At 37.1% G+C, this 14,897-nt stretch carries 13 protein-coding genes and 1 pseudogene; 6 read left to right on the top strand and 8 right to left on the bottom strand.

Translation table 11 applies throughout. The features are described 5' to 3' along the window. Positions 1 to 41: 41 nt before the first annotated feature. Positions 42 to 1,220: a PQQ-dependent sugar dehydrogenase gene (locus CDA10_RS11655; RefSeq protein ID WP_089605768.1), complete on the bottom strand. Its 1,179-nt coding sequence runs from the start codon at positions 1,218 to 1,220 to the stop codon at positions 42 to 44. Positions 1,221 to 1,595: 375 nt separating this feature from the next. Next, a complete protein-coding gene (locus CDA10_RS11650) occupies positions 1,596 to 1,841 on the bottom strand; it encodes a hypothetical protein (protein WP_089605767.1) in 246 nt (81 codons plus the stop codon). Positions 1,842 to 1,993: 152 nt separating this feature from the next. Between CDA10_RS11650 and CDA10_RS11645 the strand changes: the two are divergent. The 3 genes and pseudogenes from CDA10_RS11645 to CDA10_RS11635 all read left to right on the top strand — a co-directional run bounded on the left by CDA10_RS11645 (position 1,994) and on the right by CDA10_RS11635 (position 4,198). Further along, a pseudogene (locus CDA10_RS11645) lies at positions 1,994 to 2,330 on the top strand (low molecular weight protein tyrosine phosphatase family protein). A gap of 114 nt (positions 2,331 to 2,444) precedes the next feature. Next, entirely contained in the window at positions 2,445 to 3,152 is a 708-nt protein-coding gene (locus CDA10_RS11640; protein WP_089605766.1) for a DsbC family protein, read from the top strand. 227 nt (positions 3,153 to 3,379) lie between these two features. Beyond that, a complete protein-coding gene (locus CDA10_RS11635; protein ID WP_089605765.1) occupies positions 3,380 to 4,198 on the top strand; it encodes a tetratricopeptide repeat protein in 819 nt (272 codons plus the stop codon). Between the two features lie 53 nt (positions 4,199 to 4,251). On the opposite strand, the gene CDA10_RS11630 is transcribed toward CDA10_RS11635, so the two are convergent. The 3 genes from CDA10_RS11630 to CDA10_RS11620 all read right to left on the bottom strand — a co-directional run bounded on the left by CDA10_RS11630 (position 4,252) and on the right by CDA10_RS11620 (position 8,625). Further along, positions 4,252 to 5,175 carry an AEC family transporter gene (locus tag CDA10_RS11630; protein ID WP_089605764.1) on the bottom strand — a complete coding sequence of 308 codons (924 nt, stop codon included), beginning with the start codon at positions 5,173 to 5,175 and terminating at the stop codon, positions 4,252 to 4,254. Positions 5,176 to 5,280: 105 nt separating this feature from the next. Further along, a complete protein-coding gene (locus CDA10_RS11625) occupies positions 5,281 to 6,420 on the bottom strand; it encodes an NADH:flavin oxidoreductase/NADH oxidase (RefSeq protein ID WP_089605821.1) in 1,140 nt (379 codons plus the stop codon). 72 nt (positions 6,421 to 6,492) lie between these two features. Then, positions 6,493 to 8,625 (bottom strand): TonB-dependent receptor, encoded by a 2,133-nt coding sequence (locus tag CDA10_RS11620; RefSeq protein ID WP_089605763.1) that lies wholly within the window; start codon positions 8,623 to 8,625, stop codon positions 6,493 to 6,495. A 391-nt stretch (positions 8,626 to 9,016) separates the two neighbouring features. Here CDA10_RS11620 and mutM point away from each other — a divergent pair, with 391 nt between their 5' ends. Together mutM and CDA10_RS11610 are read left to right on the top strand one after the other, a co-directional pair. Continuing rightward, entirely contained in the window at positions 9,017 to 9,865 is an 849-nt protein-coding gene (gene mutM, locus CDA10_RS11615) for a bifunctional DNA-formamidopyrimidine glycosylase/DNA-(apurinic or apyrimidinic site) lyase (RefSeq protein WP_089605762.1), read from the top strand. After that, positions 9,862 to 10,146, top strand: coding sequence for a peptidylprolyl isomerase (locus CDA10_RS11610; RefSeq protein WP_089605761.1), 285 nt, complete (start codon positions 9,862 to 9,864; stop codon positions 10,144 to 10,146). Before mutM ends, CDA10_RS11610 begins: the two co-directional genes overlap by 4 nt. 52 nt (positions 10,147 to 10,198) lie before the next feature. Here the strand turns inward: CDA10_RS11610 and CDA10_RS11605 are convergent, their stop codons facing one another. The 3 genes from CDA10_RS11605 to typA form a co-directional block, all read right to left on the bottom strand. After that, a complete protein-coding gene (locus CDA10_RS11605; protein WP_089605760.1) occupies positions 10,199 to 10,798 on the bottom strand; it encodes a hypothetical protein in 600 nt (199 codons plus the stop codon). A 96-nt stretch (positions 10,799 to 10,894) separates the two neighbouring features. After that, on the bottom strand, positions 10,895 to 11,320 hold the full coding sequence (gene mscL, locus CDA10_RS11600) for a large conductance mechanosensitive channel protein MscL (protein ID WP_089605759.1): 426 nt from the start codon (positions 11,318 to 11,320) through the stop codon (positions 10,895 to 10,897). Positions 11,321 to 11,504: 184 nt separating this feature from the next. Next, positions 11,505 to 13,340 (bottom strand): translational GTPase TypA, encoded by a 1,836-nt coding sequence (gene typA / locus CDA10_RS11595; RefSeq protein WP_089605758.1) that lies wholly within the window; start codon positions 13,338 to 13,340, stop codon positions 11,505 to 11,507. 174 nt (positions 13,341 to 13,514) lie between these two features. Between typA and CDA10_RS11590 the strand changes: the two genes are divergently transcribed. Continuing rightward, on the top strand, positions 13,515 to 14,888 hold the full coding sequence (locus CDA10_RS11590) for a uracil-xanthine permease family protein (protein WP_089605757.1): 1,374 nt from the start codon (positions 13,515 to 13,517) through the stop codon (positions 14,886 to 14,888). The last annotated feature ends 9 nt before the right edge of the window (positions 14,889 to 14,897 follow it).

Below are 14,897 nucleotides of genomic sequence, written 5' to 3'. Positions count from 1 at the left end.
AATCATCACTTCAAGCCAAAGTTTTAAAAACTTTGGCTTTTCTATTCTCTCCGCCTCACATAATAAACCACACCACCCTTATCATCTGAAAAATAAAAGGAATTTGCATCTATACGGTAAATATCCGCAGGGCGACCATTCACCTTATTCCTCACTAAAAAACCATCCATAAAGGTTTCAAGTTTTTGCCCTTTACGCATAATCACAATTTTATAGCCATGACCAATTGTGGCATCCCTAGAACCATGCAAAGCAACTAAAAAAGAATTTTTAATAGTCTCATCCATATTCGGATCATCAAAATAGTCAAAGCCAAGTGCAGATGAATGCGATGGGAAATAGGCATAAGGAGTTGGTACATTTTTACATCCTGTTGGACGTTTAAATTTTGGGTCTGCATAAATTTTTCCATTCGACGAATAACAAGATGGCCAGCCATAATCTGCATCACGTTTGAGTGCATAAAAAGTTTCATCAGGCTTATTTTTACCCAAATGGTCTGCGCCTTGATTGGTGGCAAATAAAAATTTACCCACCCATTTCAAACCGACTGCATTGCGTAAACCTGTGGCATAAACTTTTTGTTCTGAACCGTCGGGGTTCATTTCTAAAACTGTTGCTCGAACTTTTTCTTTCTCAACACAAGCGTTGCAACTTGAGCCAACGGAAACATAAATTTTCCCGTTTCCACCCACTGCAATAGTTCGTGTTAAATGCCAACCACCATATTTATAACTTAAACCATAATCAGGAAAAGTCGCTAAAACTTCAGCTTTTGCCGTGGGTTTAATTTCACCTTGGGTAAATTTTCGTCGGGTGAGCTGATGAGTTTCAGCCAAATACAACCAGTCTTGTCCAGAAGAATCGGTATAAAATTGAACTGAATTTGGATTCTTCAACCCCGTCATATAAGGAATGATTTTGCCGAATTTCCCAGTTTCAGCATTCCATTCATCCAAAATATAAACGACGCCTTTTTCATTGTCGGACAAATCGTGCATATCCGTTACAAACATTCTCCCATCGGGCGCTTTGCTAAAAAAACGAACTCGTTTTAAACCTTCAGCCGCTGGAATGATTTCGTAATTTGCTGGAAGATTTAAAGAAAAACGCTTCCCATTTTTTAAGTTGATTTGATGAGGAACAAGGTTTGGCTGTTGGGCTAAAACAACCATTGGGCAAATTAAGTATATGAATAAGATTGAGAATACTTTCATCATTTTAGATCGGTCTCGATTCATCTTATGAAAAACAGCTTATTTTTATATTATATAACTTGAATGACCAGTACATAGTCAAATGCTTTTGCTCGCAAAGCAGGTAGGCTCCCTAGATACAAACTTTTATTTTATATTCATTTTGAGCCCAACCACTCCAAGCGTCTTTACAGTGGGTGATGACATTTACACTTATGCTGTGAATACAAATAGAATATCAAAAACAGAGTTTAAACAAAATTAAATACTTACAATAAAAAAAGGGATTACCTTAGAAATCCCTTACAATAATCAATACTTAGACAAAAGGCTCATCTAATTAATTAAACCGTTTTCCAGTTCGTTAACTGCTCTCTCATTTTCAATGAATATTAAAGATCAAAACCCATGAAATAATTTATTCATGTCTTTACAAACATAGTCTTTAAAATGAAATGCACGTGCATGTTTTGCATCAAATTTTGCAGTCTGCCCGTCTTTTTCAAAAATATAAACACGGTCATCTTTACTGACTAAAAATTCAGCACCAAGTTTCATCAATAACGCATCAATTTTATCTTCATCGGCAATACTGTCATCTTGACTAATTTTGTCATAATTACGTTTAATGCCTTTAATAAACATCGGTCTTCTCACAATTTCATTTAAGGGCAGATTTAACCAAAAGCTGAGCGAAAAGCAAATCTCTTTTCATCTTTTTTTGAATAAACTTCGTGCTTAGATTATTTTATTGATTAGCACTAAAATTCTCTAAATATAAATAGGAAAATCACTGATTGAACATTCTTTTTATTTGTAGTCGTAATCAATGGAGAAGTCCTGAGCAGCACTGCTGCACAAGGGAGCGATTGTTTTGCGGTAGGTTATGGTGTCTCTACCCGTTCTGCTGGAACCAGTAAACATGCTAAACATACCGTTTCTAGCAAAGATATCGCTTGGGCAGACTTCATTTTTGTGATGGAACAAAAACATAAACAAAATATCAAAGAGAAATTTCCAAACCAGTTACTACACAAGCAGGTCATTGTTTTGGATATTCCAGATGATTACCAATATATGGATGAAGAATTAATTGAAATATTAAAAGAAACTGTACAGCCTTATTTGGATTAACATGTGCTCATCAAGTATTAAACTATTTCATATGGATGATAATTACATGATCTCAATATATTTTCGATTAAGCTTTGAAGCAAAATAAGCTAGATTATTTTATTGAGTTCAACCATGAAAGCTTGGCTATCAACACTCACATTAAGCCTAATAACATTAAGCTCAGCTCATGCTGATATCAAAACACTTGAACAAAATTTAAAAACTAAATATCCTGAAATTTCAGTAAAATCAGTGCATAACACCCCTGTTAAAGATATGTATGAAGTCTATATGGGAGGACGTATTGTCTATACCAATGAAGATGCGCAATATTTCTTTGTCGGTAATTTGATTGATTTAAAACAACAACAAAATTTAACGGAAGCACGTGAACAAGTTTTAAATAGCATTGATGTTAAAGCTTTGCCTTTAAAACAAGCCATTAAACATGTGAAAGGCAATGGTGAACGTGTCATTTACTTATTTAGTGACCCTGATTGTCCATATTGCCAACATCTTGAAAAAGAATTTAAAAATATAGATAACGTCACTATTTATTTATTTTTATATCCAATTACTCGATTACACCCAAATGCCGCAACTGTTGCCGATCAAATCTGGTGCGCTAAAGACCAATACCAAACTTGGCAAGACTATATGATTGATAAAAAACAACCTGCCAAAGTTAAAGCATGTAAAACGCCGATTGAAAAAAATATTCAACTTGCTAAAAAACTCGAAATTGATGGTACACCAACATTTTTCTTAAAAGATGGTCGCCGTATTTCAGGATCGCTTGAATCAGGTGAAATTGAGTTATTATTAAAAGCGGTGAAATAAAAAGTTTTTAGTTCTGATTGGCAGATTTAAAATTTGGATCTGCCTTTTCTAACTTAATATTTGATTAATTATTTCTATTTTATAAACAATTTAGACAGAAATACATCAACTTATACAATTGATATGTTTACATTTACAATTTTCAATTTATGATAAAACACATATTCAACAGTGTCCTAAACACCACAATGGGATGATGTTGAGACTAAAAAAGGTATCCTCTCACAATGAAAAAAATTCTCTTAGCAACACTACTCAGCTTATCGACCTGTGCAACTGTATTTGCCGCAGATGCTCCAAAAAGTAATATAGATCCAGCATTTGCGAAAGCTCAGGAATTAATCCAAGCTAAAAACTACACTGCTGCTTATCAAGAGTTGGACAAACTTGCTAAAACTGGAAATGCGCAAGCACTATACAATATCGGATACTTGACTCAAACAGGCCAAGGCACAGCAAAAGACGATAAAAAAGCATTAAAATATTATCAAGACTCATCTGCCAAAGGTTATCCAGTGGCGAGTTATGTATTGGCTCAAAGTTATGCAACTGGACAATTAGGCTTAGCGAAAGACCCTAAAAAAGTTCGCGAATACTTAGAAAAAGCATCTTCACAAGGTTTTGATGATGCGACTGTGGAATTGGCAGTTCTGTTATTTTCAGAAGGAAAACCCGCTTCTGACAAATTAGCAGTACAAAAACTTGACCCATTACTAAAGAAAGGCTTTCCACCAGCCATTCATGCCAAAGCACTGTATGACATTACCGATGGTCTAAAAACTAAAAATGCAGTCACAGTCAATCAAGGTTTAAAAGCGATCCAAGAGTTGGCACAAAAAGGTTATATCCCTGCGCTCATGGCTGTTGCAAACATGATGACCAATGGCAATTTGATTAACCAAAACTTACCTGAAGCTCAGAAGATTTTTGGCGAGTTAGCGAAGCAAAACGTCCCTAGAGCGAAAGAATCTTTAGAAGTTGTGAATAAACTTATTGCTGAAAAAGCGAAGACCCCTGCGCCAGCAGCAGCGACACCTAAAAAGTAAGTATTTTCTTTCAAACTGCACACTACGAAAAATACTCTCTACGGAGAGTATTTTTACCACCACAACCCAATCAATACACTCACCACAATAAAACTAAAAACTGTACTGATCATTAATGGTGTTAATGCTTTCTCGTTTAAACCATAAATTTGCCCAAAGATACCAAATATAGACGGCATCGGTAATGCAGCAATTAAAGTTCCCGCATAAATCATTTTTTGATCTAAATCAGTTAAATAATTCAATCCAAAATACACCAATATCGGCATGCATATATTTTTAGAAAAGACTAAATACAATGTCTGCTTATTTACAGATTGAATTGTCAGTCCAACCATTCCACCACCAATAATAAACAGCGCCAATGGTGCGGCTGTTTGTCCCAACATTTCAAAGACCTGATCTAAGCTATGTGGAATCTGAACCTGAAAAATGGCACAGCTCATCCCGATCACAACCGATAAAAATAATGGATTTTTAAATAAGGTCAATAAAGTGCTTTTTAAGATTTCAGTGAAATTTGGCTGATTCTGCCGTCCTATTTCCGCTAAAACCAATACAGCAGGAACGAGAAAAACACTCTCAATAATCACCACCAAAGAAATATAGATCATTGCTTCATTGCCCATAAGCAAGGTCAATATTGCTGCACCCAACAAACCGGTATTCGACATGGATGCACCATGTGAAAAGATAGAAGCATGAGTAAAAGTGTTCGAAAATACTTTTACTCCAATGATAAAAGACAGTGTAAATAAAAGTGCTGTAACGCCTGCATAAACGAAAAAATATGAGGGATACCAAATTTCTTGTAAGTTTTTAGATGCGAGCGCATGTAATAGCAGTGCAGGCAAAGCAACCTTAATCACAAATGCACTGAGTGCAGTCATTTGTTCTTTGCTTAAGAGCTGAATACGAACTGAGAAAAAACCTAAAAATAACAGGAAAAATACAGGAAAAATTACCGAAAAAATCATCCAATTGCGCCCTTTCCTGAAGATGTAAAGAAAGATACACCCTAAAATATATCTTTCAAATACTTAAATGTTTTTAATAAATCATTATTGTTGAATAGCAAAATATTAAAACGCTGAAAATAAATCTTTAACACCATGTGGCTGACAACGCAAGTATTGTGGTGCTATTTGAACTTTTTCACCCAGTTTTGCAGCAGCATGCCACGGCCAACGTGGATCATAAAGTATTGCTCGAGCCAAACCAATTGCATCAGCTTCTTCATTTTGCAAAATCTGTTCGGCTTGTTCAGCCTCTGTAATCATACCTACTGTTATTACTGGAATATTCACTTGTTTTTTAATTACATTTGCAAATGGAACTTGGTAGTTTGCAGCAATTTTAATGTTTTGTTTTTCATGTAATCCGCCTGAAGATACATGAATATAGGCAACGCCAAGTTGCTCTAAAGCTTTAGATAATTCAACGCTCGATGCTATATCCCAAGCATTTTCTGCTTCCATCCAATCCGTTGCTGAAACACGAATCCCTACTGGAAAATCGTGTGGTACGACCTGTTGTATTGCTTGTACCACGTCTAAAGTAAAGCGAATACGATTTTCAAAACTGCCACCATACTCATCCTGACGGTGATTCGACAGTGGAGACATAAACTGATGTAGCAAATAACCATGCGCTGCATGCACTTCAATTAAAGAAAAACCCGCCTCTACAGCACGAACCGCTGCCGCAGCAAAGTCTTGCTGTATTTGCTTAATTTCAGCAATACTTAACGCATGCGGTAAAACATCAGCCTGATTAAATGCAATATGACTGGCTGAAACCGTTTGCCATCCATGTTCAAGCTCAGGTGCAATCTGACCTTTACCATGTTTAACCAACCACGGTTTTTCCGTAGATGCTTTGCGTCCTGCATGTGCAAGTTGTATTGCAAAAGGCATTGGAGAAATACTTTTCACTTTATGCAAAAGTGCTTTGATTTGATCACGTTGCGTATCATTCCAAAGCCCAAGATCAGCATAACTAATCCGACCATTGGCCTGTACGGCTGTTGCTTCCACAATACATAAACCTGCACCTGATAAAGCATAATTCGCCCACTGCTGTTCATGCCAGTAGGTAACTTCACCTTGATCTGTTGCAGAGTATTGGCACATTGGTGCAATGACGATTTTATTCACAAGGGAAAGTGAACCGAACTGAATTTGCTCAAATAACTTTGACTTTACCGACGATTGAACCGACATAGACATGAACACCTTCCCTCTAATGCTTAAATAGGATGATTTGATTAAAGATGATTTAATTCAAAGTGACGATTAAAATTGCTTGGTGACACTCAGTCCCGCACTCCAATTTAGACCATCTGCGGGTTCAAAGAAACGGCTATTTCCGTCATTTACAATCACTGAACCCACATAATTTTTATCAAATAAATTATCGATACGAGCAAAGCTACGGACTTTCCAGTCATTATTTTTCCAAATATAACCGACATTGGCACTGCTTAAGGTATAACTTGGTGCGGCATCGCTATTCAAATCATCGACATAGATTTTGCCCATATAACGAACATCGATACCTGCATTAAAGCCCGTTTCAGGCTGCCATCCTAAAGCAATATAAGCTTGATTTTTTGCAATTCCAGGAATGTAATTTCCACTTTTAATCACTTTCTGAGGGTCTGAATTAGCAATATCTGCGTCAAAAGTTGCATCTAAGAAACTATAACTGGCTTGCGCAGTTAAATCCTGCCATAGATTTTTATTCCAAGAAAGCTCCACACCCTGACGTAAAGTTTTATCTGCATTTTTAAAAGTAGCACGACCATCAACAGATCCCGCAGAAACAATGTCATCTCGTGTATTGCTTTGGAAAACAGCAGCTGTGAAATCACCTAAACGGTTCTGCGTTTTTAATCCTAACTCATAGTTATCACTGGTCGATGCTTTTAAAGCAAAGTTGATTCCAGCAGTGCCTTCCGCTGGATAGGCCATTTCTGTAAAAGTCGGTGTTTCAAAACCTTTGGCATAACTAATATAAGTACTTAGCTCAGGCGTGATTTCCCAAGTAAAAGCAGCAGATGGCAAAACTTTTTGATAATCGGTACTGCCACTATCATCACCCTTTGTACCTTTTATATAGTGGTCTTCAGATTGATAATGCACATTGCTATAACGCAGACCTGTATCCAATCGCACAGTCGGTAAAAATTGCCAAGAAGCTTGCAAATAAGGATCTAAATTCCATAAGGTATTATTTTCATCACGGCGTAACTCACCTTTAACGCCATAATTAGGTTTATTATTTTCTAAAATAAAGTTTTCATAACCCTGACGATTTTCATTCATCGCATCATAAGCCAAGCCAACACTCAAACGCGTATTGGGTAATAAGTCTTTACCCGTCCAACGTAGATCCGCACCATAATAATCACGTTCAAAATCAATCACGCCTCCCGCCTGACGTGGATTATTTTGCGTTGACATTGGAATAGACTGATATTGTGTGACTTCACGATGACCTAAATACATCATGCTATAAATTTCATTTTGATCGTTTAACGGTTTTGTCCAATTCCACCCAGTTTGTGTCTGATTGATATCTTTACGGACATTAAACTGCTTTAAAAATGGCACTTGTTGTTGAGGATCAGCTTTCCATTGGGCACGTGTCAAACCTTGCGGGTCATTGGCAGAAATATCAACATAATTCATTAACCAATTGATTTTAGAACCATCAGCTAAATTCCAAGTGAGTTTTGCATTACTTAAAACTTTTTGGGCATCGCTATGCTCACGATAGCCATCGGTATCAAAATACGATGAACTCACCACATAACTCGGTTCATTGACTTTGTCTGCACCACCTTGCAAAATAATATTTGCCCGATTTTTATGATGACTACCGCCTGAATAACCAAGTTCGATAGAATCACGACCTTGCCCTTCTTTGGTTGTGGTTAAAATCGTTCCACCAGAAGAGTTTCCATAAAGTGAGGAAAATGGCCCACCAAGCACTTCTATATGATCTAAACTGCTTAAATCAATATTAGAAGTCTGACCTTGCCCATCAGGCATGGTTGCAGGAATACCATCGACATATAAACGAATCCCACGCACCCCAAATGTTGAACGTGCGCCAAAACCACGCATAGACAGTTGTAAGTCTTGCGCATAATTTTCACGATTATTGAGTTGTAAACCAGGAATCCCTTTCAGCGTTTCTGTGAGATTGATCCCTATATTATTTTGATTTTGAGCTTGATCTATACGATACACTGACGCAGGTGTGTCAATAATATGAGTATCTGAGCGAGTCGCTTCAACCTTGATCGTTGGAAGCAGTTGAATAGGATTCTCAGATTCTGATTCAGCATATAAGTTTTGCGCAACGCATGCCGTTAAACAAAGTAGAGTCGTCCTAATTTTTAAATGAGTCACTCTTTGCATTTACGGCTTCCTTTGGAATATTTAGAAAAATAACGTCCCTCCTAAATGACCAAAGCAATATCGACTTAACTTGTCTATCAAGTTAAAAGATACGCTAAACTAAAGATCAAAGCATGAATCATTTAGTAGGGTAATATGAATTGTTTAGCTGAACATTATACCCTGCATCGCTTCTTTCAACTGTCTCAAATTTGTGCCATCAAATTAAGCTTTCTTTTGCATTAGTTCTTTAGAAATAACCACCTTTACCCACCACTGTGCTTTTTATCTTATTCAAAAGACACACAACTTCTGTTCTTAACCGAAATAACGAACCATCAACCTTCTCGGCTTTATACACCTCTCATTCTCCAATACAATAGCCTCCAATGTTTTGTATTCTGATAATGACATGCCTGAACTTCCAGAAGTTGAAACCACAAAAACCAGTTTATTCCCTTTACTGAATCAAAAAGTTATACACGTTCAAGTTCGAGAATCGCGCTTAAGATGGCCTATTCCTGAAGATATTCAAAATTTACAGGGACAAAAACTCTTAAAGCTTAGCCGTCGCTCAAAATATATTTTGGCTGAGTTTGAAACACATAGCATGTTGTGGCACCTTGGTATGTCTGGTAGTTTCAGAATTTGTGAGACTCAAGACGAATTGCGAAAACATGATCATTTGATTATTCAATTTGAAGATCAGCAATTGCGCTATCATGATCCACGTCGTTTTGGCTGTATCATTTGGCTCAATGAAGAAAGCCAAACCAAATTGATAGATACATTGGGCCCTGAACCTTTAAGCAACTCATTTAATAAAGAATATTTAACCAATAAATTAAAAAATAAAAATGTCGGCATAAAAGTTGCAATCATGGATAACCATATCGTGGTTGGTGTGGGCAATATTTACGCTACAGAAAGTTTATTTAATTTAGGGATTCATCCAGCGCAGCCTGCCTCAACTTTGTCCGCAGAGCAAATTGAAAAACTGGTTGTGGAAATTAAACGTATTTTAAAGCAAGCCATTGATTTAGGTGGCTCAACCTTAAAAGACTATAGCAATGCAATGGGTGAAAATGGTTATTTTCAACAAACCTTATTGGCCTATGGTCGTGCGGGTGAAATGTGCGTGAATTGCGAAACCACATTGGAAAACTTGAAATTAGGACAGCGTGCAAGTGTATTTTGCCCACAATGCCAACCTTTGAAAAAAGTGAACACCCCAAAAACTCAGCGAGGTAAATCTAAATGAAAACTGCAATTGTTCGTCATATTTTAGTCAAAGATAAAGATTTGGCAGAACAACTAAAAAAGAAAATTTTAGATGGCGCTGATTTTACAAAAATTGCGAAACAGTATTCCACATGCAATTCCGCCAAACGTGGTGGAGAACTCGGCGAAGTTAAAAAGGGGCAATTGGTACCTGTGATTGATAAACTGGTTTTTACTGCCGCAGAACGTGTACTTCATGGTCCAGTAAAAAGTCAGTTTGGTTTTCACTTACTTGAAATTAAGTTTCGTATGGATTTTTAAGCCAGCAAAGCAAATATTTATATGTTCAAATATGTTGAAGATACTGTTTATTTTAAGGTTGCTTTTCGGCTTTATAGTCTTCAACGTATTGAGAATACTGATCAAGATAAGATCTAAACATTTCTGCACGAGAGGTGAAATAAAACACCTCATTACCATTACGTACGATAACTTCTGGTGATTTTCCATTACAAAAACCGTTATCTGATTCAACTGCTGTTTTTAAACTGATAAAGTTTTTCTCTGCAAGTTGCGCATCTTCAAAAGCAAAAACCAATAAACTGAAATCAGGACGGATGTTATTTTTTTGACCCACTTTGACCTGACTCTCGGCCCGATATGAACGTATCCCATCTCCTTTGACTTGGATCACTTTATTATTGGTACAATCATTTTCAGACCAAGATGTTCCACTTTCTTTTTCAACAAATTCAAATTGATCTTTAAGCAACTGAGTTTGTAGCGCTACCAATAAAGCATCATTTTCATCAATCGACTTTGCTTCGATCACTTCAAAAACAGTCTTTTCATTGGGCATCTCATCAAAGCTTAAATTCTTGGTTTTATTTTGAATATCATCTGGATTCTTTTGTGGTTCGGAACAACCTATGAGTCCTATAAACATCATTGCAATGATTAAACTTTTTGTCATGATGATGTTCCTATGCTCTTTTAAGAATAATCATAAACGATTCATAAAAAAAACGGCACTTAAAAGTACCGTTTATTGATTAGGAATTACCAATCGTTAAGCTTTACGTTTCAATTCATCGCGAATTTCACGTAATAATTCAATATCTTCTGGCGTTGCTGCTGGTGCTTCTTCCGCAGGTTTACGGATTTTATTTAAGAATTTAACCAACAAGAATACAACCCACATTAAAATGAGGAAGTTCAATACGATCGTTATGAAATTACCATAGGTTAAAACGTTAACCCCTGCTTTTGTAAGTTCATCCAGTGAAGTTAGGTTATTTGGATTGTTCCCAAGCACAACAAACTTTTGAGTAAAATCTACACCACCACCAGTAATCACAGAGATTAACGGCATGATGATGTCTTTTACTAAAGAATCAATAATTTTATTAAAAGCCCCACCGATGATTACACCAATAGCCAAGTCCATCATATTGCCTTTGACAGCAAACTCTTTAAATTCTGAAATAATGCTCATTTGTATCTCCACGCTCTATTTTTGCGTAATTTTTATGTGACGAAGTATACATTAAAATTTAATATATATTTCCACCTAATTTACTCGGTTTTTGTAGATTTCTTATATTTCTTTACAATTTATATAAAAAAACCGCAATCTTGATCAAGATTGCGGTTTTTAACATACCTTGGTAATTTAAAAATTACTTACCACGGTTACGTTTACGTTCATTTTCAGTTAAGAATTTTTTACGAATACGAACTGATTTAGGTGTAACTTCAACCAATTCATCATCTTCAATAAATTCTAAAGCTTGTTCAAGTGTGAAACGAATAGCAGGAGTTAAGGTTAATGCTTCATCTGTACCCGATGCACGCATGTTCGTTAACTGTTTTGCTTTAGTCGGGTTAACCGTCATGTCGTCTGAACGTGAGTTCATACCAACAATCATACCTTCATACACTTCTAACTGTGGTTCAGCAAATAGACGACCACGATCTTGTAGAGTGAATAAAGCAAACGCTAAACATGTACCATTAACCATTGATACAAGTACACCGTTTTGACGCTTCGCAACAGTACCTGCTTTCGCAGTACCATAATGTGAGAAGCTTGAAGTCATAATACCAGTACCAGAAGTAATGGTTAAGAATTCAGAACGGAAGCCAATTAAGCCACGTGAAGGAACAGTTGCTTCAATACGGATACGGCCTTTGCCATCAAGCTCCATATTGGTCATTTCGCCTTTACGGAAGCCCATTTGCTCCATAATTGAACCTTGATGTTGTTCTTCAACGTCAAAAGTTACATTTTCAAACGGCTCTTGAATTTCACCATCTACTTCTTTCATGATCACTTCAGGACGAGATACACCCATCTCGAAACCTTCACGACGCATATTCTCAATAAGAACAGATAAATGAAGCTCACCACGGCCAGAAACTTTGAAACGATCTGGACTGTCAGTATCCTCAACACGTAAAGCAACGTTATGGATCAACTCACGATCTAAACGCTCACGAATGTTACGTGATGTTACAAATTTACCTTCACGACCAGCAAATGGAGAATTGTTTACTTGGAAAGTCATCGAAACTGTAGGTTCATCTACAGACAATGGCGGTAAAGCTTCAACATTTTTCGGATCACAAATCGTGTCAGAAATGTTAAGAGAATCCAAACCTGTGATACATACGATATCGCCAGCGCCTGCATTATCAACATCTACACGGTCAAGACCATGATAACCCATGATTTTTAAAATACGGCCATTACGTGTTTTGCCATCTTTATCAATCACAGTAACTTGTGTATTTGTTTTCACAGAACCACGTTGAATACGACCAATACCAATTACACCTACGAAACTATTATAGTCAAGAGATGAAATTTGCATTTGGAACGGACCATCAACATCAACTGCTGGTGGTTCAACGATGTCAACAATCGTTTCAAACAACGGTGTCATATCTGCTGCAAGATTATCAACTTCACGACCAGCAATACCGTTTAAGCCAGAAGCATAAACAACTGGGAAGTCTAACTGTTCATCAGAAGCGCCAAGATTATCAAATAAATCAAAAACTTGATCCATTACCCAATCAGGACGTGCACCTGGACGGTCAACTTTGTTTAATACAACGATTGGCTTCAAACCACGAGCAAATGCTTTCGATGTTACAAAGCGAGTTTGCGGCATTGGACCATCTTGTGAGTCTACAAGAAGAAGTACGCAGTCAACCATAGACATAACACGTTCAACTTCACCACCAAAGTCAGCATGTCCTGGGGTGTCAACAATGTTGATGCGGTATTCAGTGTCAGTACGTTTGTCTAACCATTTAATTGCAGTGTTTTTTGCAAGAATGGTAATACCACGTTCTGATTCTAACGCATTCGAATCCATGACACGCTCGACCTCACCCGCGCGATCGCCGAGAGCACCAGATTGTTGCAGAAGTTTGTCTACCAGAGTGGTTTTACCATGATCGACGTGCGCAATGATGGCAATGTTACGGAGAGTTTTAATATCAGACATGTAAATTCGATACGCTTTAAATTTGAGGGCAAATTATACAGAAAAATCTTAACTTTTAGTAGTGACAGTTTATTGACAGTTACAAGTTTTTTTCACAAGGGTCTGTTTTTTGTTTTGTAATGGCATGTAAACCGATTAGAATAGCGCCATCTTGCTGCTTCTCCCACTGTAGTCATGTCTGATTTTAATACACCTCCCAAACAAACTCAGGGTCAAATTGACCTTGTTTATGGTCTAAATGATCGTCCAAAACCACTTATCGCTTTTTTCGCAGCTTTACAACATTTGTTAGCGATTATTGTGCCAATTGTAACACCAGGTTTACTGATCTGTTTAGCTTTAGGCGTTTCTCCTCAAGACACCAACATGATTCTTTCCATGTCATTGGTAATTTCTGGCGTTGCAACTTATTTACAATGTAAAAAAATTGGGCCGTTTGGCGCTGGTTTACTGATTGTTCAAGGGACAAGTTTTAACTTTATTGGACCAATGATCGGTATCGGTTCAGCTATGGTTGCAGCAGGCACACCAGTTGAAGCTGTTATGGCTTCTATTTTTGGTGTGGTAATTGCTGGCTCATTTATTGAAATGGGTGTATCACGTATTTTACCTTGGGTTAAAAAGCTGATCACACCATTAGTTACAGGTATTGTTGTTCTGTTGATTGGTTTGACTTTAATTAAAGAAGGTCTCATCAGCATGGGCGGTGGTTATCAGGCCATGTCTGATAAAACCTTTGCTAGTGCAGACAATCTCATCATGTCATGCACTGTACTTGCCATTATTATTTTACTGAATCGTGTAAAAATTGTTTGGGTAAAAAGCTCAGCGATATTAATTGCCTTAGTCGTCGGTTATATTCTTGCAGGCTTTATGGGCTATTTAAACTTTTCAGGTTTAAAAGATGCACCATTCATTCAAATTCCTACACCGATGCATTTTGGAATTAGCTTCTCTTGGAGCTTATTTATCCCAATGGCATTTATTTACCTAGTAACCTCTTTAGAGGCGATTGGTGATGTAACTGCAACATCAAAGATTTCCAATCAACCTGTTGATGGTCCAGTTTGGATGGAACGTATCAAAGGTGGTGTTTTGGTCAACGGTGCTAATTCTTTCTTAGCAGGTATTTTTAATACTTTCCCTAGTTCAGTATTTGCACAAAATAATGGTGTTATTCAACTCACGGGTATTGCTAGCCGTTATGTGGGAATTTGGATTGCCGTATTATTGGTCATTCTCGGTTTATTCCCTGCTGTTGCAGGTGTCATTCAAGCTGTTCCTCAAGCCGTGCTTGGCGGCGCGGTGATGGTCATGTTTGGTGCTGTTGCTGCTTCGGGAATTAACATTTTATCGGGAATTCAGTTAGATCGCCGTGCCCTTTTGATTATTGCAATTTCTTTAGGTCTAGGTCTGGGTGTTGCACAAGTCCCTCAAATTTTGGAACATTTACCAGAATTAACACGTAATATTTTTAGCTCTGGTGTCGCAACAGGCGGTATTGCCGCTTTAATTTTAAATTTAGTTTTACCTGAAACTAAAAAATAGTAAATCTAT

Origin of the sequence: Acinetobacter piscicola (assembly GCF_002233755.1) — a bacterium.
In the GTDB taxonomy this organism is placed as follows: Bacteria; Pseudomonadota; Gammaproteobacteria; order Pseudomonadales; family Moraxellaceae; genus Acinetobacter; species Acinetobacter piscicola.
Note: the sequence above shows the minus strand (reverse complement) of the source record. Positions and strands in the feature narration are given on the sequence as shown.